Raw genomic sequence first — 21,240 nt, forward strand, 5'->3', positions numbered from 1 at the left:
TAGTGAAAGCTTCTACATTACTATTTAAAATTGAAAGTAATATGGATCAATTTTCACCAGCTGAAAAGAAGGTTGCCATGTACATAATGGAGAATGCAGAGATTGTTCCGAATTTAACGACGAAAGAAGTGTCAACGAATGCAGGCGCAAGTGAGGCGAGTGTTGTTCGCTTTTGTAAGTCGATTGGAATCGGAAGTTTTAAAGCATTTAAAATAGCGCTCGTTCGCGAATTAACGATTGCTGATTATAATATTAATGATTTTTCAGTGATGAATACGGAAGATGGACCGTACGACTTGTTTAATAAAGTTACATATGTGAATAAAGCTGCAATTGAGGCGAGCGTTACTGCTATTGATAAGAAGGAGCTTGAGAAAGCTGCAGATCGTATTGTAAATGTGGATAAAATTATATTTTACGGAGTAGGCGGATCAGCTACCCCAGCGATGGACGGGGCTTATAAATTTACAAGGCTCGGATTTACTGCAATGATGCTTTCTGATTTTCATATGATGTTGCCGCTTGTGACAAATTTAAAAGAAGGCGATATATTTGTGGCGATTTCAACATCTGGTCGAACGAAAGATGTACTTGAAATGGCGCAATATGCGAAGAGACAAGGTGCAACAGTTATTGCGATTACGAAGCTTGATCAATCATCACCTCTATATAAAGAGGCAGACATCCGTCTTTGTATGCCAGATGTAGAACAAGATCATCGTATTGCGAGTATTGCTTCAAGAATGACACAATTGAATATGATAGATGCTTTATATGTGATTACGTTTAATCGTATTGGTAATAAAGTGTTGGATCAATTTATGGAAACAAGAGAAGAAGCTTTGCGATTACGGAAGTTAAAATGAAAAGATGGGGAAACCCATCTTTTTTTGTACTGACATAAATTCGTCATGAAAAGAAATTAAATTTCATAAAATAATAAAGTAATGTTGATTTTAAATTTCTTAAAGTTATAATAAAAGTATGAAATTAAATTTCAAAGTGGGTGGTAATATGTTAGAGAATTTATCGACAGAACATCGTAATGAGAAGACGATGAATTTAGACGAGATGAGCATAAAAGAAGTTTTAAAAAGTATGAATGAAGAAGATCGAACTGTTGCATTAGCAGTTGAAAAAGAGATAGAACAAATTGAAAAAGTTGTAGAGGCTGTTATTCAATCTTTTGAAGAAGAGGGACGTTTAATTTACATTGGGGCTGGTACGAGTGGTCGTTTAGGTATTTTGGACGCAGTGGAATGTCCGCCGACATTTGGCACAGATGATAAAATGGTGCAAGGATTTATAGCAGGTGGTTTGAAAGCGTTTACTAAAGCGGTGGAAGGTGCCGAAGACCGCGAAGAGTTAGCAGAAGAAGATTTAAAAAGTATTGGATTAAACGAGAAAGATACTGTGATTGGAATTGCAGCAAGTGGTAGAACTCCTTATGTCATTGGTGGCTTGAAATACGCGCATAGCGTGGGAGCGAGCACGGCGAGTATTTCTTGTAATAAAAATGCTGAAATAAGTAAATATGCAAAACTAAATGTAGAAGTAGAAACAGGCGCAGAAATTTTAACAGGCTCAACGCGTTTGAAGGCTGGTACAGCGCAAAAATTAGTGCTGAATATGATTTCAACAGCTTCTATGATTGGTGTGGGGAAAGTATATAAAAACTTAATGGTAGATGTTCAGTCTACAAATGAAAAGCTAGTAGAACGATCAAAACGAATTATTGTGGAAGCGACAGGCGTCAGTTATGAAGTAGCAGCAGAGCATTATGAGAAAGCAGAACGTAACGTGAAAGCTGCGATTGTTATGGTGTTATTGCAGTGTGAGTATGGGGAAGCACTGAAGAAATTAAAAGAAGCGAAAGGGTTTGTGAAGAAGGCACTATAAAATAATAGGGAGGGGGATTCTATTATGAGGAAAGAAGAGAGAATGGCGAAAGAAATTTCAGAGCAACTTGGGGGAGTAAAAAATATTCGCGGCATTGCTCATTGTATGACGAGACTGCGATTAACACTTCATGATGAAAGTAAAGTAAACATGGACCTTTTGAAAAAGGTTGAAGGGGTTATGGGTGTTATTGAAGATGAGACGCTTCAAGTTGTTGTTGGGCCAGGGACAGTAAATAAAGTAGCAGCTGAAATGGAAGGTTTAACGGGACTCCGAATCGGTGAAGTGGCAGATCATCATCTTGAAGATCTTGGGCAAGAGATGAAGTCAGAGATTAAGAAGAAAAATAATACACCGGTGAAAAACTTTTTAAGAAAAATAGGAAGTATTTTCATTCCGTTAATTCCGGGTCTTGTTGCATCAGGTATTATAAATGGAGTTGCTAACTTTGCGAAAAACGCAGGTGCGGATCCGAATGCAACTTGGCTACAAATGTTACTACTTATCGGCGGCGGTATCTTTACATTTTTAGGGATTTTAGTCGGTTGGAATACAGCGAAAGAGTTTGGCGGGACACCAGTTCTTGGGGCAATTGCTGGTATTTTAATTTTTAACCCGGCGATGGCGAATGTGAAATTATTCGGTGAAGCGCTCGTACCCGGACGGGGCGGATTATTTGCAGTTATTTTTGCAGCGTGGCTTATGGTTGTAGTGGAAAGACAAGTTCGAAAAGCAGTGCCAAATGCAGTTGATATTATCGTGACACCACTCATTACTGTGTTAGTGGTAAGTATCGTAACGATGTTGGCAATTCAGCCGGTAGCAGGTTTCTTATCTGAAGGAATTACTAGCGGAATTAATGGCATTTTAAATATTGGCGGAGCGTTTGCAGGAGCAGTACTTGCTGGAACATTTTTACCGCTCGTTATGGTCGGATTGCATCACGGTTTAACACCGATTCATATGGAGTTTATTAATCAAACGCACGTAACGCCTTTATTACCAGTACTCGCAATGGCTGGTGCTGGGCAAGTAGGAGCAGCCATTGCGATTTTTGTAAAAACAAAAAACAAACGGCTTCGTAACGTAATAAAAGGTGCATTGCCAGTTGGATTTTTAGGAATTGGTGAACCGTTATTATACGGGGTTACATTACCACTTGGGAAACCGTTTCTTACAGCTTGTTTAGGGGCAGCTGTCGGCGGTGCATTCCAAGCAGTTATGCAAACAGCTGCACTCGGAATCGGTGTATCAGGATTATCTTTAATCCCATTAATTGCTGATAATAAATATTTATTATATTTCCTTGGATTAGTAGTGGCATATACTTTCGGATTCATCTTTACGTACTTCTTCGGATTCAAAGAAGAAATGGCAGAAAACATATAGAGAAAGGGATTCCTTTCTCTTTTTCTATTCATAGAAAGGAAGATTCATATGATCGGAGTTTCAATTTATCTTTCAAAAGAACGAGTAAAGAAGCAAGAAGAGTGGCTAAAAGTAGCGAAGGAAAATGGATTTTCATCTATTTTTACATCACTTCATATTCCAGAGGATGACCCTGGTACGTATAAAGATTTAATACAAATACTTGGGAAGCAAGCTCTTGAAAATGAAATGGAATTAATGGTCGATGTTTCTCCAAAATCGCTACAGCATTTAGGAATGACGTACGAAAATGTGGAAGAGTTAGTAGACTGGGGCATTACTGGTTTACGAATGGATTATGGCATCACGCCGAAAGAAATTGCACGCGTATCTCATAAAATGAAAGTAGCTTTAAATGCGAGTACGATTACAGATTCATTTTGGAAAGAGTTACTTTCAGAAAATATACGAGTAGAGAATGTAGAAGCGTGGCATAATTTTTACCCGCGTCCAGAAACAGGACTAGCAAAATCATTCTTACAAAACCAAAACCAATACTTACATGAATGCGGGATAAAAACGATGGCATTTATTCCGGGAGATGGTGAAAAACGTGGTCCGTTACATAAAGGCTTACCAACGTTAGAAAAGCACCGCAATATGCGCCTGCTTGAAGCATACTTAGAACTTGTACAAGATTGTGATGTAGATAAGGTGTTAATTGGAGATATAAGCGGAAGTCTAGAAAGTGTACAAGAAATAGCGAGTGCGAGTAGAGGGATTATTCCGCTGCGGTACAAATCGTTTATATGTGATAAAGAAGTATTAAAAGTGGTGGAGAGAGTGCATACAAATAGACTAGATCCGGCTCGTGATGTCATTCGGTCTGTAGAATCACGAGAAGAACATAAAGTGATGTTACAGCCGATGCATACCATTTCAAGAAAGAAAGGTAGCATTACAATTGATAATGAACTGTACGGTAGATATGCTGGGGAGATGCAAGTTGCCACACATGATTTGCCTGTAGATGAGAAAGTGAACGTCGTTGGCATGGTTGTAGAAGAAGACTTGTCTTTATTGCCGTTTGTTGGCGCTGGAAAAATGTTTCAAATTTTTTGTGCGATAGAGTAAAAGCTTGAATTAGCGCTACTTTGTAAGAAAACATTATCCGTAAAAGGGATAATGTTTTTTGTTTTGGTTAAAAAAGTATTTGACGAATGAAATGAAATACCGTATTGTTTTGACTTGTAAATAAAAGTTCACCATAACAAAACAAAAAGGAGAGAAAAAAATGAATCAATATATTGGGAATTTAATTATTCGTATCGTATTAGGAGTGACATTCTTTGCACACGGCTTAGCGAAGTTTCAATCAGGTATCGATAACGTAGCAGGCTGGTTTACAAGCATCGGCTTACCAGGTGGCCTTGCATATGGCGTAGCAACAGTTGAATTAGTGGGTGGTATATTATTAATTATTGGTTTAGGCGTACGATATGTAGGATTGTTATTTGCTCTTATTTTAGCTGGAGCTATCGTAAAGGTAAATGGAGCGTCAGGATTATTAGGAGATGGAAAGAATCCAGGATATGAATTAGACCTTGCATTATTATCAATGGGTGCGTATTTATTCGTTGTAAAAGCAGAAGGATATGTAGATCGTTTCTTAAAAGAGAAAGTAATGAAAACGAAGTAAACTTATTTATAAATTGTTGACTTGAAGAATGATTGTAACTATAATGATTACAACATATAGATTAAGAATGAAACAATTTAAATATTTTTTTACACAAGTTGTAACTGCAAATGTTACAACTTGTGTAAAAATAAATAAAACAGGAGGAAGTAATATGCCTAAATCAAATTTAGAAATTATTCAAAGCACGTATGAAGGATCCGCTTCTTCAAATGCAAAGCATTTAGCAGAAGCCTTCTCTGAAAAAGTGGAATGGACAGAGGCAGAAGGATTCCCGTACGGGGGAACTTATATAGGTGTAGAAGCAATAATGGAAAATGTATTTAGTCGTTTAGGATCAGAATGGGATGATTATAAGGCAAGTGTAAATACATATCATGAAGTAAGCGGAAAAGATGTAATTATTGCTGAAGGTATGTATTCTGGCGTTTATAAAGAAACGGGAAAATCATTTAAAGCAGAATTTGTTCATGTATGGCAACTTGAGAACGGAAAAATTGTAAAATTCAAGCAATATGTGGATAGTTATATTGTACGAGAAGCAATGAAGGTTTAAAATGAAATAAGGAAACAAATGGAATCGACTGTGCCCAGGCGATTCCATTTGTTTATGTGATTATTAGGGGAATGGGGAGTACATAATATGAAAAAATGGATAATAGGGACAATTACAATGATTGTAATTGTGATAGGAGCTGTATTCGGTACTACTAAACTTCTTAATTATATAGAGGAAGAGGAGAAGAGTCTTAAAACACAAAAAGTAATGGGCCAACAGGAAAAGAAAGTTGAGGCAGAGAAGCCACAATTTAGTGAAGATGAAATTATTTCTACCATGCATAGGATGGTACATCAAAAAGTGAAATCCTCTGAAAAATGGGGATTTATTGAAATGACAAATAAGGAAATTCGTAGTGCGAAGACCGCAGTAGAAAGCAGTACAAATTTTAAACATAAGTCAAAGCTACTTGCCACTTTAGAGCGCTGGGAGAAAGGGGATTTCTCACAAACGGTTGAGGAGCATAACTTTTTGTGGGAAATTCAAGGTGGTGATACTGGAAAGGCAACAGAACGTTTATCGCCAGAAGAAGAAAAGCAGTATGTGAAAGAAATGAAACGTAAATAAAAACATCGCCACTTTGGTGACGATGTTTTTTGATTAAGAATGTTTTCGCATTAAAGCTCTAGTTGGCTGAACAACAACAGTTTTGAAATGAGAAAATAAATAGCATCCTGTCACAACGATAATGGTCCCTAAAATTTGTATCCACGTTAATTCTTCTCCGAGGAACAGGAATGCTAAAATAGCTGTGAAAATCGGATTGAAGTTTAGAAAAATCCCTGATGTAGTTGCTCCTAATTTTTGTACGCCAATATTCCAAAATACCATACAAAGAACTGTGGAAATAAGTCCAGTATATAAAAGTGATGTGATGAAAGAAGTATTTATATTTGAAACAGTGAAACTCCCTATATTAAATGGCAGTAATAAAATAACGCCGAAAATACCAGAATATAATGTCGCCATAAGTGGTGTAGTTGTTTTTGTTGCCCACTTACTGCAAACAGAATACATTCCCCAAATACAAACTGCCCCAATCATCCATAAATCTCCGCTATTAAAATGTAGTGAAAATAATAGTGAGAAATCACCTTTTAATAGAACAAGAATAACCCCAAAGAATGAAAGAATCATGGATAGAATTTGAAGTGTATTTACTTTTTCTTTTAGAAATAATACTGAAAATAGTGCAATTGAAATTGCGTTCAATGTAGAAATAAGTCCTACATTTGTTGCAGATGTTTTTTCTAGTGCTAAAAATTGAAAAATGTTAAAAAGAGCGACCCCTGAAATCCCCATTAGTATTAAAGGAAGTATGGCAGCACGTGGTGGAATGATTTTCTTCTCTTTAAACCATACCATCGGTAATAAACAAACGATGGCAATCATCCATCTTAAGTTTGTAAGTGTCATCGGCGACGCATGATCAACGAGCGATTTTCCAACGACGAAATTTCCTCCCCATAATAAACTCGTTAATAATAGTAAAAAGACATAAAAATAAGGCATACTAAAATCCCCTTTGTTGTAATCAATGTGAATTGTAAATAATTTTAGCATTTTTCTTTATTGTGTAATATATTCTTTTGTATAATGGATAAAAGTCGATAAAATGTTTTGTTATGAATACCATTTGAAGAAAAATATTCAGTTTTATATAAGTTATAAGGTGTTTTTTCGAAGAATCATCGGTAAGAAAAAAGGGGAAATTATAATGGAGTCGTCTGTTATTAAAGTGTTGGATGATTTAGATGTACAAATTCTAGATATATTACAGAAGGAGTCACATGTAAGTAATGCAGAGCTTGCGCGGCGCGTTAATTTATCACCGGCTGCGATGCATGCAAGAATAAAAAGATTAGATGGAGAAGGGTTCATTGATAAGCAAGTAGCCATTTTAAATCAAGAAAAGCTTGGTTTTGATTTGTTATGCTTCATTTTTATGAGTACGAATATTCATCAATCGGATAAACTTGAGGTGTTGGAAAAAGAATTAGAGTCAATGCCTGAAGTGTTAGAATGTCACTGTTTAACAGGGGAGTATGATTATTTATTAAAGGTTGCAAATCGTGATCGTAAAGAATTAGAGCAGTTTATTAGAAAGCTGAATAAGCTTGGTATTACAAAGATACAAACGAGTTTGGCACTTCGTGAAATTAAATATTCGACGGTATTGCCGATACGAAATGAGGAACCAAGCATCGATTAGATTGCTTGGTTTTTTGTTTGTATAAAGTGATTGACGAGGAGAAAAGAGAGATGTATTATTATATGAAATTATGTATTAAAATTCATTTTAGGTTATAAATATTAATATCGGGGGTAAGGGGATAGAATATGAAAATCTGTAATGCGGTTACGAGTGATGTGAAAGGAATTTATAGTCTCATTGAAGTTTATGCAAAAGAAGGAGTGGTTTTACCGCGTTCTCTTTTATCTCTCTATCAATATTTACAGTGTTTATATGTTATGAAAGAAGGAGAGAACATCGTTGGAGTTGCTGGTTTACATGTGTTAGGGGAGGATCTTGCAGAAGTCCGGTCATTAGTCGTTTCGCATACATATGCAGGAAAAGGGATCGGACGTATGTTAGTGAATCATGTCATGAATGAAGCAGCGAAAATAAAAGTGAGTAGAGTTATTTCTTTAACCTATGAAACGGAATTTTTTCAAAAGTGCGGATTTGATTTTGTGAATAGAGATGCATTACCAGAGAAAGTATGGATTGATTGTAGACATTGTCCAAAGGTTGATTATTGTGATGAGGTGGCGATGATTCGGTATGTTGGGTGAAGCAAAAGAAAAAAGAGCAGCTAGCAAAAGCTAACTGCTCTATTTAAGGGATCTCTCCAAGGGGGAGTGGAGAAAATATTATGTTACTAGCAGTATTGACAGATTATTAGGAAATATACAAATCGGATGAAATAAATTTTTAAATAACTTTTCGATATTGACAGTTTTTAAAATATTCATGTACAATACATATGAATGACATTCAGTCATTTTTTGTGGCAGGATGTAGTTAGTTTGAAAACGGAACAAATATAAATGGTAAATGAGGATGATAGTTGTTTATATATAGTAGGGATGAAAGAGTATATTTTTTTAAAACAAAAATGACTGATAGTCAGTCATAAGAGGTGAGAGGTATGAAAAATAAAGCTTGGTTATATGTCATATTAACATGTATCTTTGAAATTTTTTGGGTGTTTGGTTTTAATACAGCTGATACGTGGTGGCATTGGATAATTATTTTAGGAGTTATTGCTGTTGATTTTCACTTCCTTTCTAAAGCGTGTGAACATCTTGCAACAGGGACTGTATATGCTGTGTTTGCCGGAGCCGGTACGGTAGGTACGTTCTTAATGGATGTATTCCTTTTTGGCGGCAGTTTCAGTGTAGGGAAATTATTCTTTATCATGATGGTTGTAGCCGGAGTTATCGGTTTAAAGCTAGCTGATAATAAAGAAGAAACTATGGAAGGAGCTGCTTAAAGATGGGTTGGTTTTTCGTATTTTGTGCTGCAATTAGTGAAATAGTCGGTGTAATCGGTCTTAAAATGTATAGTAAAGATAAGACGTTAGCAAATGGTGCAATTTATATAGGTGGCTTTGCTACATCCTTCGCATTCTTGTATACATCGTTCTTATTCTTACAAGTAAGTGTCGCGTATGCGGTTTGGATTGGTATTGGAACAGCGGGTGCCGTTTTATTAAATATGTTCTTGTTTGGTGAGTCAAAAAGTAAAGCACGTATCATTAGTGTGGCACTTATTGTATGCGGAGTGACAGGATTAAAGGCTCTTTCGTAAAGATATATTACATTTGATCTCCTAATGGTTTGTTAGGAGATTTTTAATATTAAAAAATGATTTCCTCGCAGAGTTCACTATCATTGACAGTACAATCGATTATCTTATAAAATGAGTGACAGTCATTCAATATGTGTGAAAGGGTTTAGATGATGAATAAAAAAGAAAAAATTGTCTATGCAGCGATTGAAGTGTTTCAGGAAAAGGGCGTTGAAAAAACGAAGATTTCTGATATCGTGAAATTGGCTGGCATTGCACAAGGAACTTTCTATTTATATTTTCCTTCTAAGTTATCTGTTATGCCTGCAATAGCAGAAGTGATGGTTGAAAAGATGATACTTACGGTGAAAGAGAAAGTGCAAAATGATGCGCCTTTCTCAAGTAAAGTTACGCAAGTAATAGATGCGGTGTTTCACTTCATAGAGGAATATCGTGAAATACAAGCTTTAATGTATGCGGGTCTTGCATCTACAGAACATATAAAAGAATGGGAAGCTGTGTATGAGCCTCTTTATATGTGGCTAAGTGAATTTTTAAGTGAGGCGAAAGAAGCCGGTGAAATTCGTGAGTCAGTACACGCAGAGCGAACAGCGAAGTTATTTATTGCTCTTGTTGAATCAGCAGCGGAACAAGTTTATTTATATGATCATAAAGATGATGAGCAAGTCGAGCTACAAAAGGCAGAAGTACTAGATTTTTTAACACATGCACTACATATAAAGAAATAGTGGGATGAACCTGTCTGAAAAGGTAGGTTCATTTTTGAGGAAAACTGAATGATAGTCATTCACCTAATACTTATGTATGTGTGGAAGGATAGAGTGAAATTCTAATGAGTGGAGCATCTCCACTCATTATTAGCCCACAAAGAGCAGGATAAAGAAAAAGCTTCTTGGGCATTATTTTTTGAGAGGAATTTACGGGAAGAGGTGTTAAAAAGTGAAGAAACCGATAAAAGAACAAAAGATGGTATTGGTCATTCTTTTGAGTAATATATTTATTGCTTTTTTAGGGATTGGATTAATCATTCCGGTTATGCCGTCCTTTATGAATGATATGGGTTTAACAGGGAAGACGATGGGTTATCTCGTTGCAGTGTTTGCAATGGCTCAGCTTATTGCTTCACCTATTACCGGTCGCTGGGTCGACCTTTATGGTAGGAAGAAAATGATAATCATTGGATTATTTATTTTTGGTGTTTCAGAGCTTCTTTTTGGATTAGGAACAGATGTATGGATGCTCTATGCAGCGAGGGTGTTAGGCGGAATTAGTGCAGCGTTTATTATGCCAGGTGTTACGGCATATGTTGCTGATATTACATCTATGCAGGAACGTCCAAAGGCGATGGGATACTTGTCTGCGGCAATTAGTACCGGATTTATTATAGGGCCTGGAATTGGCGGATTTATTGCAGAATACGGTATACGTGTGCCGTTTTTCGTTGCAGCAGTAATTGCCTTTGTAGCATGTGTGATTTCGATCTTTATTTTAAAAGAACCATTAACGAAAGAAGAGCTTGCAGAGATTTCTTCTAATACGAAAGAATCAAGTTTTATTGGGGATTTAAAGAAATCGTTACATCCAATGTATGCAATCGCATTTATTATCGTATTTGTACTTGCATTCGGTTTATCGGCGTATGAAACTGTGTTTAGTCTGTTTTCTGATCATAAGTTTGGATTCACACCGAAAGATATTGCTGCAATTATTACAATTAGTTCAATCTTTGGGGTAGTTGTGCAAGTATTTATGTTTGGAAAATTAGTTGATATATTTGGTGAAAAAGTGTTAATTCAAATCTGTCTAATTGTAGGTGCAGTATTAGCATTCGTTTCAACTATCGTCTTTAATTATTGGATTGTACTTCTCGTTACGTGCTTTATTTTCCTTGCATTTGATTTACTTCGTCCAGCTTTAACGACGTTTTTATCAAAAGCAGCTGGAAAAGAGCAAGGATTCGTTGCTGGTATGAACTCGACTTATACGAGTTTAGGAAATATCGCCGGACCAGCGATGGGCGGAATATTATTTGATATGAATATTCATTATCCATATGCATTTTCAGGAGTTGTTTTAATAGTTGGTCTCGGTATTACATTTATGTGGAGAGAGAAACAGCTAGCTGAGAGTTTTGCGAAGTAATAAAGCCCCTTACGATAGTAAGGGGTTTTTGTTTTATCCTGGTATTTATGGGAGTCGGGCTGCCCATAAACGCACGATTGGTGTGAACTAATACTGAGTGGGGATGAAGAAAATCCCCCACCGAGTACATTTTGTTTTTCATACAAATAAAAGAGGTTAACCAAAGTAGCTATCCTAATATACGTAAAGATTCTTCAATAAACGCCGGTATATCTTCTGGCTGTCTACTTGTGACCAGCTGATTTTGGCATACGACTACTTCTTTGTCGTGAAAGTTTCCGCCAGCGTTTTTTAAATCGACTTCAATAGATTTATATCCAGTTACATCACGTCCTTCAAGTGTTTGTGCAGTGATGAGTAGCTGAGGTCCGTGACAAATAGCGAAAACAGGTTTGTCCGCATCCATAAATGCTTTACTAAAGCGTACAAAACGCTCATCTGCACGAAGTATATCAGGGGAAAATCCACCTGGTATGAAGAGGGCATCAAAGTTCTCTGGAGAAACATCATCAATACTTTTATCAATCACGACCTCACTTTTTCCTTGCTTACCCTGTACCGTTTTATCCTTTTCCATTTCAATAGTTGTTAATTCATATCCCTTTTGATTAAAAGCTTCTACTGGCTCTGTGTATTCTGTATCCTCGAAATAATCCGTTATTAAAATAGCAATTTTTTTACTCATTCTAATTCGCTCCTTACATTATATTATCGGTTCCAGAATCTTCCTTGGGCAATGCCTTCTATAAATGATTCAATTGAAGTGTTTGTTAAGTTGTAAACTCCTGCTCCATCCAGTTTAATCTTACTATGGTCCAAAGCATGGGGATTACTAAGGACATGAGCTATCGGTTTAAAATGTTTAAAAGTAGTTTCTGCAAATTCTAAAACAGGGGGGTGAATGACAGACTCACTACTAAACACTAATACTGCATCAAAAAGGGAGGAATCTGTTGTTGTATAAGTATCAGTTACTTTAATGGAATCATTGAACTGATAAATTTTATTATCTATGATGCTATAGTTAATTCGGTGTTGTACAAAAGCTTGAATCCATTCGGACAGAAGTGAGACGCTTGGGTCGCCATTTAATAGAATTGCAACATTTTTGGAATCAGATTTAAAAATAGTATTGGACATGCTGAGTGCAGGTGATTTTGCATCTGAATTTACTTCGTGATTTTCCTTAGGTAAAGGGGCTCCAATAATGTTAGCGACTTCTTGTGCTAATTGACGATCGACGTGGTTTAGGAGAGCAATTACATTTGCTTTCACCATGTCTGATTTACACTTCCCAACTTCAAAGCAAAAAGCTTCTTTTATGTGCTGCTTTTCAATAGGGCTCATACTATTGTAGAAAAGTTTAGCCTGAGAATAAAAGTTAAGAAAGCTTTTACTGCGACCTCTAATTTTATGTCCATCAATCTTTTCCTGATAATGTTCATATCCTCCTTGTTCGGCTTGGACGGTTGCTGGTTGATTGTTATTTAAGCCATTAGGATGATAGCTTGTTTGACCGCGATGAATCTGCATTTGATGCATACCATCACGTTGATTATTATGAAAAGGACATACAGGCTGATTGATAGGAATTTGATGGAAATTAGGGCCCCCTAAACGAGATAATTGTGTATCTGTATAGGAGAATAATCTTCCTTGCAGAAGAGGGTCATTTGAAAAATCAATACCTGGTACGACATGACCAGGGTGGAAAGCTACTTGCTCCGTTTCCGCAAAGAAGTTATCAACATTTTTGTTCAATGTCATTTTACCAACTAGTTTTACAGGAACTTCTTCTTCCGGCCATAATTTCGTTGGATCTAAAATATCAAAATCAAATGTATGCTCATCTTCTTCTGGAATTAGCTGTAATCCGAGCTCCCATTCCGGATAATCCCCTTTTTCAATTGCTTCATATAAATCTTGACGATGGAAATCAGGATTTTTCCCAGCAATCTTTTGAGCTTCATCCCACACTAATGAATGAACCCCAAGGGCAGGTTTCCAGTGAAACTTTACGAAATGGGCTTTTCCTTCTGCGTTAATGAGTCGAAATGTGTGAACTCCAAAACCTTCCATCATTCGTAAACTACGCGGAATAGCTCGGTCGCTCATTTGCCACATGACCATATGAGTGGACTCAGGATTATGCGCAACAAAATCCCAAAAGGTATCATGAGCGCTAGCTCCTTGAGGAATATCATTATGTGGTTCTGGTTTAACTGCATGGACAAAATCAGGAAATTTAATAGCATCTTGGATAAAGAATACTGGCATATTATTACCCACTAAATCATAGTTTCCTTCATCTGTATAAAATTTTGTGGCGAATCCGCGTACATCTCTTACTGTGTCGTTGGATCCTTTAGAACCTTGAACGGTCGAAAACCGTACAAATACAGGTGTTTTCTTTGAAGGATTGGTAAGAAAATCTGCTTTCGTATATGTTTCTAACGATTCATAAAGCTGAAAATAACCATGAGCGCCAACTCCGCGTGCATGAACAATCCTTTCGGGAATTCGCTCGTGATCAAAATGGGTCATTTTCTCGCGAAAGTGGAAATCCTCCATTAAGGTTGGGCCTCTTAAGCCCATCTTTAAAGAAAATTCATCTTCGGCTATTTTTAATCCTTGGTTTGTTGTTAAAGCATGTTTGCATTGATTATTGGTAACGTGTTGTTCCAGTTGTTCCATTTTTTTATTCACAATATAGGCCCCTCCTTTGCCCTGTTAATTTAATAAATACCCTTTTTATTAGGACGTAAACATGTATTATTGTTTTTGTATGTGAAAATCATAAAATATCGGTTGTTTCAGTGATTCTTGTTTGAGGAAGAAAAATAAAAAAGCCAAGGAGATCATTTATTTTCTCCTTGGCTTTTAAGATAATTCTTTTCGTTAAAACGAAGAAATGCGTTGCTTCGTTTTTGGTACAATAATAAATTTGATCCAGAGTAACCCGAAGATCATAATGATAAGGCTATGTAAAATTTGTACGGTAGCAATGAGTATAACACTTGAAAATACAACGAGTTGAATGCTTAGTAATATAAAGATTAAGCTAAGAAATTGCTTCGTTTTTTCTTCAGTAGTAATTGGATATAATGCTGCAATAATATTTCCCGAAAAATATTTCCACAGGGAACGGAGCTGCATAGAAATCATATATAGGACGATGTAAGCGATAGCGCCCTTTACGTATATGTTGGGTATAAAATATAAGGCGAAGGCACCGATTAATCCTAAGCGAATATATATACCGAAATAATCATTCCCGCGTAAAAATGCTAGTGTATATAAATAGAAGAAAGTTGCTCGTTTTTTATGTAATAAAGGTTCAACCCAATTGGTAAGCCATTTTCTTTTATTTACTTGTTTATTCAGTTGCGGAACATCGGTGAAAATGCTAGCAAATTGATAGAAACGAACGTTCATTTTTTCTTCTTGTTCAATTATGTAATCCCACGGTATTCGTTTTGTAGGTTGCTTTTTCGTATATAGAAAAAGGAAAGTAAGTAGTAAGAGTAATCCGCCCAATATGAGAACATTTGCCGCATAAAACAGCATGTAAATAATGAGGGCGTTACAAGCAATACGAATAATTAACCATATGCTTTTTTCATGACTATCACGCCATATCCAATGTATGTATATGTTCCAAGCTTTCGTAATCATTAAAACGATAAAGATTGTACATAAGAAAGGCACAGTTAATTGTAATGATTGCAGTGCAAGCGGAACGAGAATAAGGAACGTAAATAATAATGGGAAAAGCTGAATGATGTAATTATATAGAAGAGATTTTTTGAAATAAGAAGTTAATTTCTCTTCTAATGCAAGCAAATAAACAGCATCAGGCTTTTGGATAAATGTACGTATTGGGGTTCTTGATATAACCACGGTTAGGACGATTGTAATAAGCAATAAGGATACTCCTGTAGTAGGAGTTGCCTTAAGAAACTTTGCGTAATAGTAAGCACCTATACAGGAAACAAAGATGAAGCTATATAGTAAACCGTTAATCATACGTGCAAAGTATGTAATGATATTTTGAATATATTGTTGGAAGCGACTGCTCCATAGCGATTCGATTGACATGTTTTTCACCTCTTTGTTCTATTATATATGTTTTACAAAAGAAAAAACGAGCAAATTGCGTTATGCAACTTGCCCGTTTTTCTTTTCGTTATTTTTTTTCTGATCACGATTCATTAATGGATAGAAGGCAAAACCGATTACGAATAAACCAATTCCAAGAAGGAACGTTTTAATATCGGAGGCCCCCGTTTTAATAACCCATAGTGCGTAACAAAGTGCAATAACGGCGACTATGCCATCTGTAATTCTTGCTCGCATTTCATTTTTATACGTTTCACCAGTTGCGACTAGTTTTAACTGGAAGATTGGTGAAACTAGATATGGAATGAGATAGGCCAGTGTTGATACGGTAATAACGAATGTATAAGCTTCCGCAATGGTTCCTGATAATGTTGAGAATAGGAACACTTGCGACATAATGTTTGTTAAGCGTAATGAATAAATTGGACTTCCTTTTTTATTTGTTTTTGTGAAGAAGGAAGGGAAGAAACCTTCTTTTGCTGCTTGATAAGGTACTTCTGAGCTTAATAAAATCCAGCCTAAGATCGAACCGAATAGGGAAGTAAGAGCAAGTAATGCCATCAGTTTCCCGCCGCCATGACCCATTGCAGCATTTAGTGCATCTGCTAATGGACGTTCTGAAGCTTGTAATTTATCAACGTGAAGTACACCCATTGTTAAAATTGTAATTCCTAAGTAAATCGCAACTGTAATAAGTAATCCTGCAACTGTTGCACGTTTTACTGTTTTTGGAGAAACAGCACGGTTTGATAAAAGAACCGCTGATTCAATTCCGATAAATGCCCAAAGTGTTGTAAGAGCAGCTAAGTTTACTTGTGAAAGAAGACCGTGTGATACACCTGATTTATCAATCATCGGTGTGTACCATTGTCCAAACTTAGAAGCTTCGAATGCAAATAACGTAACGACGATGAATAAAAGGAATCCAGTTACTTTCGTTGTTGTTGCTAAGAAGTTTAGTTTTCCAGCTCCGCTTACACCGTTTGTTAATATAATATGAGTTCCCCAAAGTAAGATGGAACAAATCGTAAATGTAATTAGTTTTCCGACTTCTATGTTAAAAGAACCGATTGAAAATAGTAGTCGTGTATCTTTCATAATTGGGAAGAAGAGTGATAAATATCCCGCGAAAGATGTAATAATGGCAACATTACTTGCCCAGTTTGCAACCCAATATCCCCATACCATACTGAAACCAGCCATTTTTTTCTTTTTTGGTGTTGAGAATAAAGCATATGCATGACTTTGTGGTCCTGTCGTTAAATCAGGACGACGAATTGCTAAATTACCGAAAACAAGAGCTAGCATTAAAACACCAAACCCTGTTGTTAACCAAGCTAAAGTGACACCGAGAGGGCTTGCTGTTTGTGCCAACGTACTTGGCACCATGAAAATCCCAGCGCCAACCATGTTACCGACAACGAAAGCTGTTAGTACCCAAAAGCCCCATTTTTTTTGTTGCATAGAAAATACCTCCAAAGTTAGTATAACCAAGTCAAGCGAGGAGATATGTATGTCTTCTTAGTAGAGAAGAGAAGTCCCAAACAAAACAAAAAAAGCACGTAATCTGCCGCTACATGCTTTCTATCTTATAAGAAACCCACGACATACCTCTCGATAGCTCTCCACAAACGAAACGTTTCGTTTGTGACAGTTCTGCACTTATTAAATGCAGACCCAGCAAGCGTGCATGGTGGACACGGGCTTACTTCGGCAATCATTCCTTTCTCATTCCTTCATCAATGCCACTACATCTCCTGAAATGATACTCTTAATGATTGCAACCTCTACCTCACCGAGATACGAATGAGGATTTAAATATTAAATTAACGTCTTTAAGAGTAACAAATGAATTTTTATACGTCAATGGATATATTAATAATCAGATTATAGAGAAGAGTTTGTGATTAAAAGGGAGAGGGATTATTATGTAATATTGAATTTTCATAATATAATAAATGTTATTGACGCTAGAAGATTGAAAAGGGGATGAAGTATATGTCTGTATGTCATAAACATTCAGTGATAGGTGTGTTAGATTCGGGAGTTGGGGGATTAACAGTTGCGAGCGAAATTATAAGACAATTGCCTAAAGAGAGCATTTATTATCTTGGTGATAATGAGCGTTGTCCGTATGGGCCAAGAAGTGTAGAAGAGGTACAATCTTTCGTATTTGAAATGGTTGAGTTCCTCAAACAATTTCCGTTAAAAGCTCTAGTGGTAGCATGTAATACTGCTGCAGCAGCTGCATTGACTGCGCTGCAAGAAGCACTGTCCATTCCGGTTATTGGCGTTATACATCCGGGAGCAAGAGCGGCAATTAAAGTGACAAAGAAAGGGGAAATCGGAGTAATTGGAACTGTAGGTACGATACAGTCTAATATGTACGAAAAAGCATTGCACGAGCTTGATACATATTTGGAAGTACATAGTCACGCGTGCCCGACTTTAGCTACAGTTGTAGAAAATCAATTAGAAGATATTGCATATGTAACGCAGCAAGTGAAACAAGCTTTACTGCCATTAACGAAAGAAGATATAGATACGTTAATTCTTGGATGTACGCATTATCCACTTTTAGAGTCCTATATAAAAAAGGAACTAGGGGAAGATGTAACGATTATTAGTTCCGCAGAAGAAACAGCGATAGAGTTAAGCACAATTTTACAGCACAAAGGAATCCTGTCTGATAACCTGAATCCGAAGCATCGCTTTTTTACAACAGGCTCTGCCTTATCATTTGAACAGATTGCTGAGCGCTGGCTAGGGTATCAAATTTCTGTAGAATGTGTGAATTTACCTATAAAAAAGGCTCGTATCTATAACTAGGATTTGTTAAAGTGCTTTTTGTTCAATTTGTATAAGAAGGAAAAAATGCACCTTTAATTGAAAGGATTAAGGTCATTTCAATTAAAGGAGAGGTTTGATTATGGATTTATCAAGGTCTCAATTATTTGCTTTAGAGTATATTTCAAAATATGCAGAGAACGAAAAACGCGGGGCTAAAGCAACAATTAATCATATACTTAAAATGTCTAATATTACAGATGAAATGTTTGAAGAAGCTGTTGTTAATTTAAAATCTCATGCAAGGATTGCTTTACACTTTCATCCAGACAGACTAGATTCGAATATGAAAAATATTGCTGAAGCACTGCTTGAGCAAGGCATATATAAAAGTCAGTTTGAAACATTGCTATCTAACGGAAGCGTATCTGCTTATCCTGGCGGTGAACGTGACCTTTGGGAAAAGAGAATATTTGGAGGAGCATATCAACTTGAGGGTGTAACGAATGATCAACGGCCAAAGTATGGAGCGCTAAATTTGATGTTACATCCAGATGGGCCTGCTCCGCGTTTTGGGTCATGTTACTTTCTCTTATCTCCAAAAGTTTCTTATCGCTCTACATATACGTATTTAGATTCGCATCAAGATCCAAAAGAAAAGGGGACTTATGAAGAGTTTGATATGATTTTAGCTGCTCTTTTGGAAGAGACATTCGTAAGAGAGTTTGCAATTGGGGAAGGGAATTTGAATCCAACAAGATTCATTAATCATTTACTGGCTAATCTGGAAAGGCCGTTAATAGATTCAGCAGACAAAGAGCCAGCCCGTAATCTTAATCATTATATTGAAGCGCAAGTTCATGGAGATATTTCTCTTAAAGAAGACGTGGAAGCGCTTGTTGCGGATCCTTCATTTAAGGGTACGGATGTAGGAAGAACTTTAGAAGAAATTTGCCTGAAGTATTCTATTGATTTGTATTGGCACATGGGCTTTATACTTATGGTAGACGAAATTCCAATGGATTTTAGAGGTTCAAAAATGCCATCTTTAGCAAGACGCATTGCACGGAATAATTGTATCGATGCAAATATAATTGGCTCTGCTGTAGTGGATTTGAAACAAAATCCATTATCTTGGAGTGATCGTGGAACTTATGAGGAAGTGCTTCAGGAATTAAAATTATTATGGCATGTTTTAGTTCGGTTTGGGAAACCAAATCAGAAGTAGAACTACATACTCTGTTTTTTGAAGTATGTATACAAAAAGAAGCTGATCTAAAACTAGATCAGCTTCTACATATAAGATTAAACGAAGTTTAATACAGTTACTTTTTCGCGTGTCATAGACTCAAGGCTCTTACGAATACCTTGTGCGCCCATACCTGAACCTTTTACACCGATGAATGGGAAGTGGTCAGGGCCGCGCTCTGTGCGTCCGTTAATTTGAACAGAACCAGTTTCGATTTTGTTAGCAATTGCAAATGCTTTGTTAATGTCTTTAGTGAAGACACTTGCTTGCAGGCCGAACTCTGATTTGTTAGCAATTTCAATTGCTTGTTCATCTGAAGAAACACGGATGATTGGAAGGATTGGGCCGAATGGCTCTTCCCAAGCAACTTTCATTTCTTCTGTTACGTGGTCGATTAATGTTGGGTAAATTAAATTACGCTCACGTTTGTTACCGATAACGATCGTTGCACCTTTTTCAACAGCGTCGTCAACTAAACCTTGAACGAAGTCAGCAGATTTGTCGTCGATTAATGGAACGATTGTGCTGTCTTGTTCTGGAGATCCAACTGATAGATCAGCTACTTGCGCTTTTAATAAGCTAACAAGCTCGTCCGCTACGTTTTCGTGTACAAGTACACGTTTAATAGCTGTACAACGTTGACCAGAGTAAGAGAATGCACCGCTTACGATATGGTTTGCAGCGTCTTGTAAGTCAGCATCTTCACGAACGATACCAGGGTCTTTACCACCAAGTTCTAATACAAGTGGAATCATTGAAGCTTTTTTCGCTAAATGTTTACCTGTGTTTGTACCACCTGTGAACGATACCATATTGATGCCTTCGTGTTCTACTAAGTAGTCACCAATTACAGAACCACGTCCTGTCGCTACGTTTACAAGACCTTTTGGAAGGCCAGCTTTATGAAGTGCTTCAACCATTTTAATACCGCTAATTGCACCTTGAGTTGCTGGTTTAAAAATAACAGCGTTACCCATAATTAATGCTGGTGCAAGTTTTGCAGCAGATAAGTTTACTGGGTAGTTAAATGGTGCGATTGCTAATACAACACCAAGTGGTGCACGTTGGATGATCGCAAGTTTAGATTTCGTTCCGCCAGGGAAGCTATCGCCCATCATGCTTTCTCCGTGCATATGTAAAGCTTCTTCGATTGTGTAACGAATAAAGTCAGCTGTACGAACAACTTCTTTCTTCGCATCTTTATATCCTTTACCGACTTCTTTCATAATGATATCGGCAATTTCATCTTGCATATTTACGAGCTCATCAGCCCATTTATATAAATACTTTGCGCGATCTTGTAGAGAAGCTTCCGCCCATGATTTTTGAGCTTCTTTTGCAGATGCAATTGCTTCATCTACTTCTCCGCGAGTAATTGCTTGTACTTGTCCAATTACTTCGTGTAAGTATGGAGATGGAATTTCAATTGTCTCTCCTGAAGAGCTTTCTCTCCATTCTCCGTTTAAATAAAATTTGTACGTATTGCTAGTTGTCATGATTAGTCCTCCTAAAATAGCAACTTGTAAGAGTGAGTATAAGGTGATTGTAGGGGGTTTGATAACATTTTTCAAATGAAATGTTTGTGAAAACGATTTCTTATTCTT

21 protein-coding genes and 1 riboswitch are annotated in these 21,240 nt (G+C 36.7%); of the genes, 15 read left to right on the forward strand and 6 right to left on the reverse strand.

Annotated elements, in window-relative coordinates:
* Positions 1–2 precede the first annotated feature (2 nt).
* The 7 genes from ACQVV1_RS09825 to ACQVV1_RS09855 all read left to right on the forward strand — a co-directional run bounded on the left by ACQVV1_RS09825 (position 3) and on the right by ACQVV1_RS09855 (position 6,092).
* A complete protein-coding gene (locus ACQVV1_RS09825; RefSeq protein WP_242255876.1) occupies positions 3–866 on the forward strand; it encodes a MurR/RpiR family transcriptional regulator in 864 nt (287 codons plus the stop codon).
* A 148-nt stretch (positions 867–1,014) separates the two neighbouring features.
* On the forward strand, positions 1,015–1,899 hold the full coding sequence (gene murQ, locus ACQVV1_RS09830; protein WP_242255878.1) for an N-acetylmuramic acid 6-phosphate etherase: 885 nt from the start codon (positions 1,015–1,017) through the stop codon (positions 1,897–1,899).
* 24 nt (positions 1,900–1,923) lie between these two features.
* Entirely contained in the window at positions 1,924–3,288 is a 1,365-nt protein-coding gene (locus ACQVV1_RS09835) for a PTS transporter subunit EIIC (protein ID WP_063223761.1), read from the forward strand.
* Between the two features lie 48 nt (positions 3,289–3,336).
* The gene (locus ACQVV1_RS09840) at positions 3,337–4,401 is read left to right on the forward strand and encodes a DUF871 domain-containing protein (RefSeq protein WP_242255880.1); all 1,065 of its coding nucleotides are present in this window, start codon (positions 3,337–3,339) and stop codon (positions 4,399–4,401) included.
* 160 nt (positions 4,402–4,561) lie between these two features.
* On the forward strand, positions 4,562–4,966 hold the full coding sequence (locus ACQVV1_RS09845) for a DoxX family protein (RefSeq protein WP_242255882.1): 405 nt from the start codon (positions 4,562–4,564) through the stop codon (positions 4,964–4,966).
* 154 nt (positions 4,967–5,120) lie between these two features.
* Positions 5,121–5,522 carry a nuclear transport factor 2 family protein gene (locus tag ACQVV1_RS09850; protein ID WP_199677935.1) on the forward strand — a complete coding sequence of 134 codons (402 nt, stop codon included), beginning with the start codon at positions 5,121–5,123 and terminating at the stop codon, positions 5,520–5,522.
* Positions 5,523–5,609: 87 nt separating this feature from the next.
* Entirely contained in the window at positions 5,610–6,092 is a 483-nt protein-coding gene (locus ACQVV1_RS09855; protein WP_242255884.1) for a PRK06770 family protein, read from the forward strand.
* A gap of 33 nt (positions 6,093–6,125) precedes the next feature.
* Here the strand turns inward: ACQVV1_RS09855 and ACQVV1_RS09860 are convergent, their stop codons facing one another.
* A complete protein-coding gene (locus ACQVV1_RS09860; RefSeq protein WP_063223769.1) occupies positions 6,126–7,037 on the reverse strand; it encodes a DMT family transporter in 912 nt (303 codons plus the stop codon).
* A 205-nt stretch (positions 7,038–7,242) separates the two neighbouring features.
* On the opposite strand from ACQVV1_RS09860, the gene ACQVV1_RS09865 reads away from it, so the two are divergent.
* The 6 genes from ACQVV1_RS09865 to ACQVV1_RS09890 all read left to right on the forward strand — a co-directional run bounded on the left by ACQVV1_RS09865 (position 7,243) and on the right by ACQVV1_RS09890 (position 11,481).
* Positions 7,243–7,737 (forward strand): Lrp/AsnC family transcriptional regulator, encoded by a 495-nt coding sequence (locus ACQVV1_RS09865; protein ID WP_098555725.1) that lies wholly within the window; start codon positions 7,243–7,245, stop codon positions 7,735–7,737.
* Positions 7,738–7,865: 128 nt separating this feature from the next.
* Complete coding sequence (locus ACQVV1_RS09870; protein ID WP_242255886.1) at positions 7,866–8,321, forward strand: N-acetyltransferase; 456 nt, start codon at positions 7,866–7,868, stop codon at positions 8,319–8,321.
* 356 nt (positions 8,322–8,677) lie between these two features.
* Positions 8,678–9,022, forward strand: coding sequence for a DMT family transporter (locus ACQVV1_RS09875; protein ID WP_242255889.1), 345 nt, complete (start codon positions 8,678–8,680; stop codon positions 9,020–9,022).
* 2 nt (positions 9,023–9,024) lie between these two features.
* Positions 9,025–9,339, forward strand: coding sequence for a DMT family transporter (locus ACQVV1_RS09880; RefSeq protein WP_000539670.1), 315 nt, complete (start codon positions 9,025–9,027; stop codon positions 9,337–9,339).
* 149 nt (positions 9,340–9,488) lie between these two features.
* Complete coding sequence (locus ACQVV1_RS09885) at positions 9,489–10,067, forward strand: TetR/AcrR family transcriptional regulator (protein ID WP_003293190.1); 579 nt, start codon at positions 9,489–9,491, stop codon at positions 10,065–10,067.
* Between the two features lie 211 nt (positions 10,068–10,278).
* On the forward strand, positions 10,279–11,481 hold the full coding sequence (locus tag ACQVV1_RS09890; protein ID WP_431168807.1) for an MFS transporter: 1,203 nt from the start codon (positions 10,279–10,281) through the stop codon (positions 11,479–11,481).
* Between the two features lie 169 nt (positions 11,482–11,650).
* On the opposite strand, the gene ACQVV1_RS09895 is transcribed toward ACQVV1_RS09890, so the two are convergent.
* The 4 genes from ACQVV1_RS09895 to ACQVV1_RS09910 all read right to left on the reverse strand — a co-directional run bounded on the left by ACQVV1_RS09895 (position 11,651) and on the right by ACQVV1_RS09910 (position 17,064).
* On the reverse strand, positions 11,651–12,166 hold the full coding sequence (locus ACQVV1_RS09895; RefSeq protein WP_242255893.1) for a type 1 glutamine amidotransferase domain-containing protein: 516 nt from the start codon (positions 12,164–12,166) through the stop codon (positions 11,651–11,653).
* A gap of 23 nt (positions 12,167–12,189) precedes the next feature.
* Positions 12,190–14,187 carry a catalase gene (locus ACQVV1_RS09900; protein ID WP_309259757.1) on the reverse strand — a complete coding sequence of 666 codons (1,998 nt, stop codon included), beginning with the start codon at positions 14,185–14,187 and terminating at the stop codon, positions 12,190–12,192.
* 192 nt (positions 14,188–14,379) lie between these two features.
* On the reverse strand, positions 14,380–15,579 hold the full coding sequence (locus ACQVV1_RS09905) for an ABC transporter permease (RefSeq protein WP_431168808.1): 1,200 nt from the start codon (positions 15,577–15,579) through the stop codon (positions 14,380–14,382).
* Positions 15,580–15,639: 60 nt separating this feature from the next.
* Positions 15,640–17,064: an amino acid permease gene (locus tag ACQVV1_RS09910; protein ID WP_001186292.1), complete on the reverse strand. Its 1,425-nt coding sequence runs from the start codon at positions 17,062–17,064 to the stop codon at positions 15,640–15,642.
* 146 nt (positions 17,065–17,210) lie between these two features.
* A riboswitch (Lysine riboswitch) is annotated at positions 17,211–17,398 on the reverse strand.
* Positions 17,399–17,598: 200 nt separating this feature from the next.
* Between ACQVV1_RS09910 and racE the strand changes: the two genes are divergently transcribed.
* Both racE and ACQVV1_RS09920 read left to right on the forward strand, forming a co-directional pair.
* Positions 17,599–18,429, forward strand: coding sequence for a glutamate racemase (gene racE, locus ACQVV1_RS09915; protein WP_431168809.1), 831 nt, complete (start codon positions 17,599–17,601; stop codon positions 18,427–18,429).
* Between the two features lie 100 nt (positions 18,430–18,529).
* Entirely contained in the window at positions 18,530–19,615 is a 1,086-nt protein-coding gene (locus tag ACQVV1_RS09920) for a DUF3626 domain-containing protein (protein ID WP_431168810.1), read from the forward strand.
* A 77-nt stretch (positions 19,616–19,692) separates the two neighbouring features.
* Here ACQVV1_RS09920 and gapN read toward each other — a convergent pair whose 3' ends face one another.
* Positions 19,693–21,132, reverse strand: a complete 1,440-nt coding sequence (gene gapN, locus ACQVV1_RS09925; protein WP_242255924.1) for an NADP-dependent glyceraldehyde-3-phosphate dehydrogenase — start codon at positions 21,130–21,132, stop codon at positions 19,693–19,695.
* Between the last annotated feature and the right edge of the window lie 108 nt (positions 21,133–21,240).

The sequence above is a fragment of the Bacillus basilensis genome (assembly GCF_050630465.1).
Lineage (GTDB): Bacteria > Bacillota > Bacilli > Bacillales > Bacillaceae_G > Bacillus_A > Bacillus_A basilensis.

Excerpts from the sequence above, each read along its gene's own strand:
- murQ (WP_242255878.1), top strand. The coding sequence starts at position 1,015 with ATGTTAGAGAATTTATCGACAGAACATCGTAATGAGAAGACGATGAAT.
- ACQVV1_RS09835 (WP_063223761.1), top strand. The coding sequence starts at position 1,924 with ATGAGGAAAGAAGAGAGAATGGCGAAAGAAATTTCAGAGCAACTTGGG.
- ACQVV1_RS09840 (WP_242255880.1), top strand. The coding sequence starts at position 3,337 with ATGATCGGAGTTTCAATTTATCTTTCAAAAGAACGAGTAAAGAAGCAA.
- ACQVV1_RS09845 (WP_242255882.1), top strand. The coding sequence starts at position 4,562 with ATGAATCAATATATTGGGAATTTAATTATTCGTATCGTATTAGGAGTG.
- ACQVV1_RS09850 (WP_199677935.1), top strand. The coding sequence starts at position 5,121 with ATGCCTAAATCAAATTTAGAAATTATTCAAAGCACGTATGAAGGATCC.
- ACQVV1_RS09855 (WP_242255884.1), top strand. The coding sequence starts at position 5,610 with ATGAAAAAATGGATAATAGGGACAATTACAATGATTGTAATTGTGATA.
- ACQVV1_RS09860 (WP_063223769.1), bottom strand. The coding sequence starts at position 7,037 with ATGCCTTATTTTTATGTCTTTTTACTATTATTAACGAGTTTATTATGG.
- ACQVV1_RS09865 (WP_098555725.1), top strand. The coding sequence starts at position 7,243 with ATGGAGTCGTCTGTTATTAAAGTGTTGGATGATTTAGATGTACAAATT.
- ACQVV1_RS09870 (WP_242255886.1), top strand. The coding sequence starts at position 7,866 with ATGAAAATCTGTAATGCGGTTACGAGTGATGTGAAAGGAATTTATAGT.
- ACQVV1_RS09875 (WP_242255889.1), top strand. The coding sequence starts at position 8,678 with ATGAAAAATAAAGCTTGGTTATATGTCATATTAACATGTATCTTTGAA.
- ACQVV1_RS09880 (WP_000539670.1), top strand. The coding sequence starts at position 9,025 with ATGGGTTGGTTTTTCGTATTTTGTGCTGCAATTAGTGAAATAGTCGGT.
- ACQVV1_RS09885 (WP_003293190.1), top strand. The coding sequence starts at position 9,489 with ATGATGAATAAAAAAGAAAAAATTGTCTATGCAGCGATTGAAGTGTTT.
- ACQVV1_RS09895 (WP_242255893.1), bottom strand. The coding sequence starts at position 12,166 with ATGAGTAAAAAAATTGCTATTTTAATAACGGATTATTTCGAGGATACA.
- ACQVV1_RS09905 (WP_431168808.1), bottom strand. The coding sequence starts at position 15,579 with ATGTCAATCGAATCGCTATGGAGCAGTCGCTTCCAACAATATATTCAA.
- ACQVV1_RS09910 (WP_001186292.1), bottom strand. The coding sequence starts at position 17,064 with ATGCAACAAAAAAAATGGGGCTTTTGGGTACTAACAGCTTTCGTTGTC.
- racE (WP_431168809.1), top strand. The coding sequence starts at position 17,599 with ATGTCTGTATGTCATAAACATTCAGTGATAGGTGTGTTAGATTCGGGA.
- ACQVV1_RS09920 (WP_431168810.1), top strand. The coding sequence starts at position 18,530 with ATGGATTTATCAAGGTCTCAATTATTTGCTTTAGAGTATATTTCAAAA.
- gapN (WP_242255924.1), bottom strand. The coding sequence starts at position 21,132 with ATGACAACTAGCAATACGTACAAATTTTATTTAAACGGAGAATGGAGA.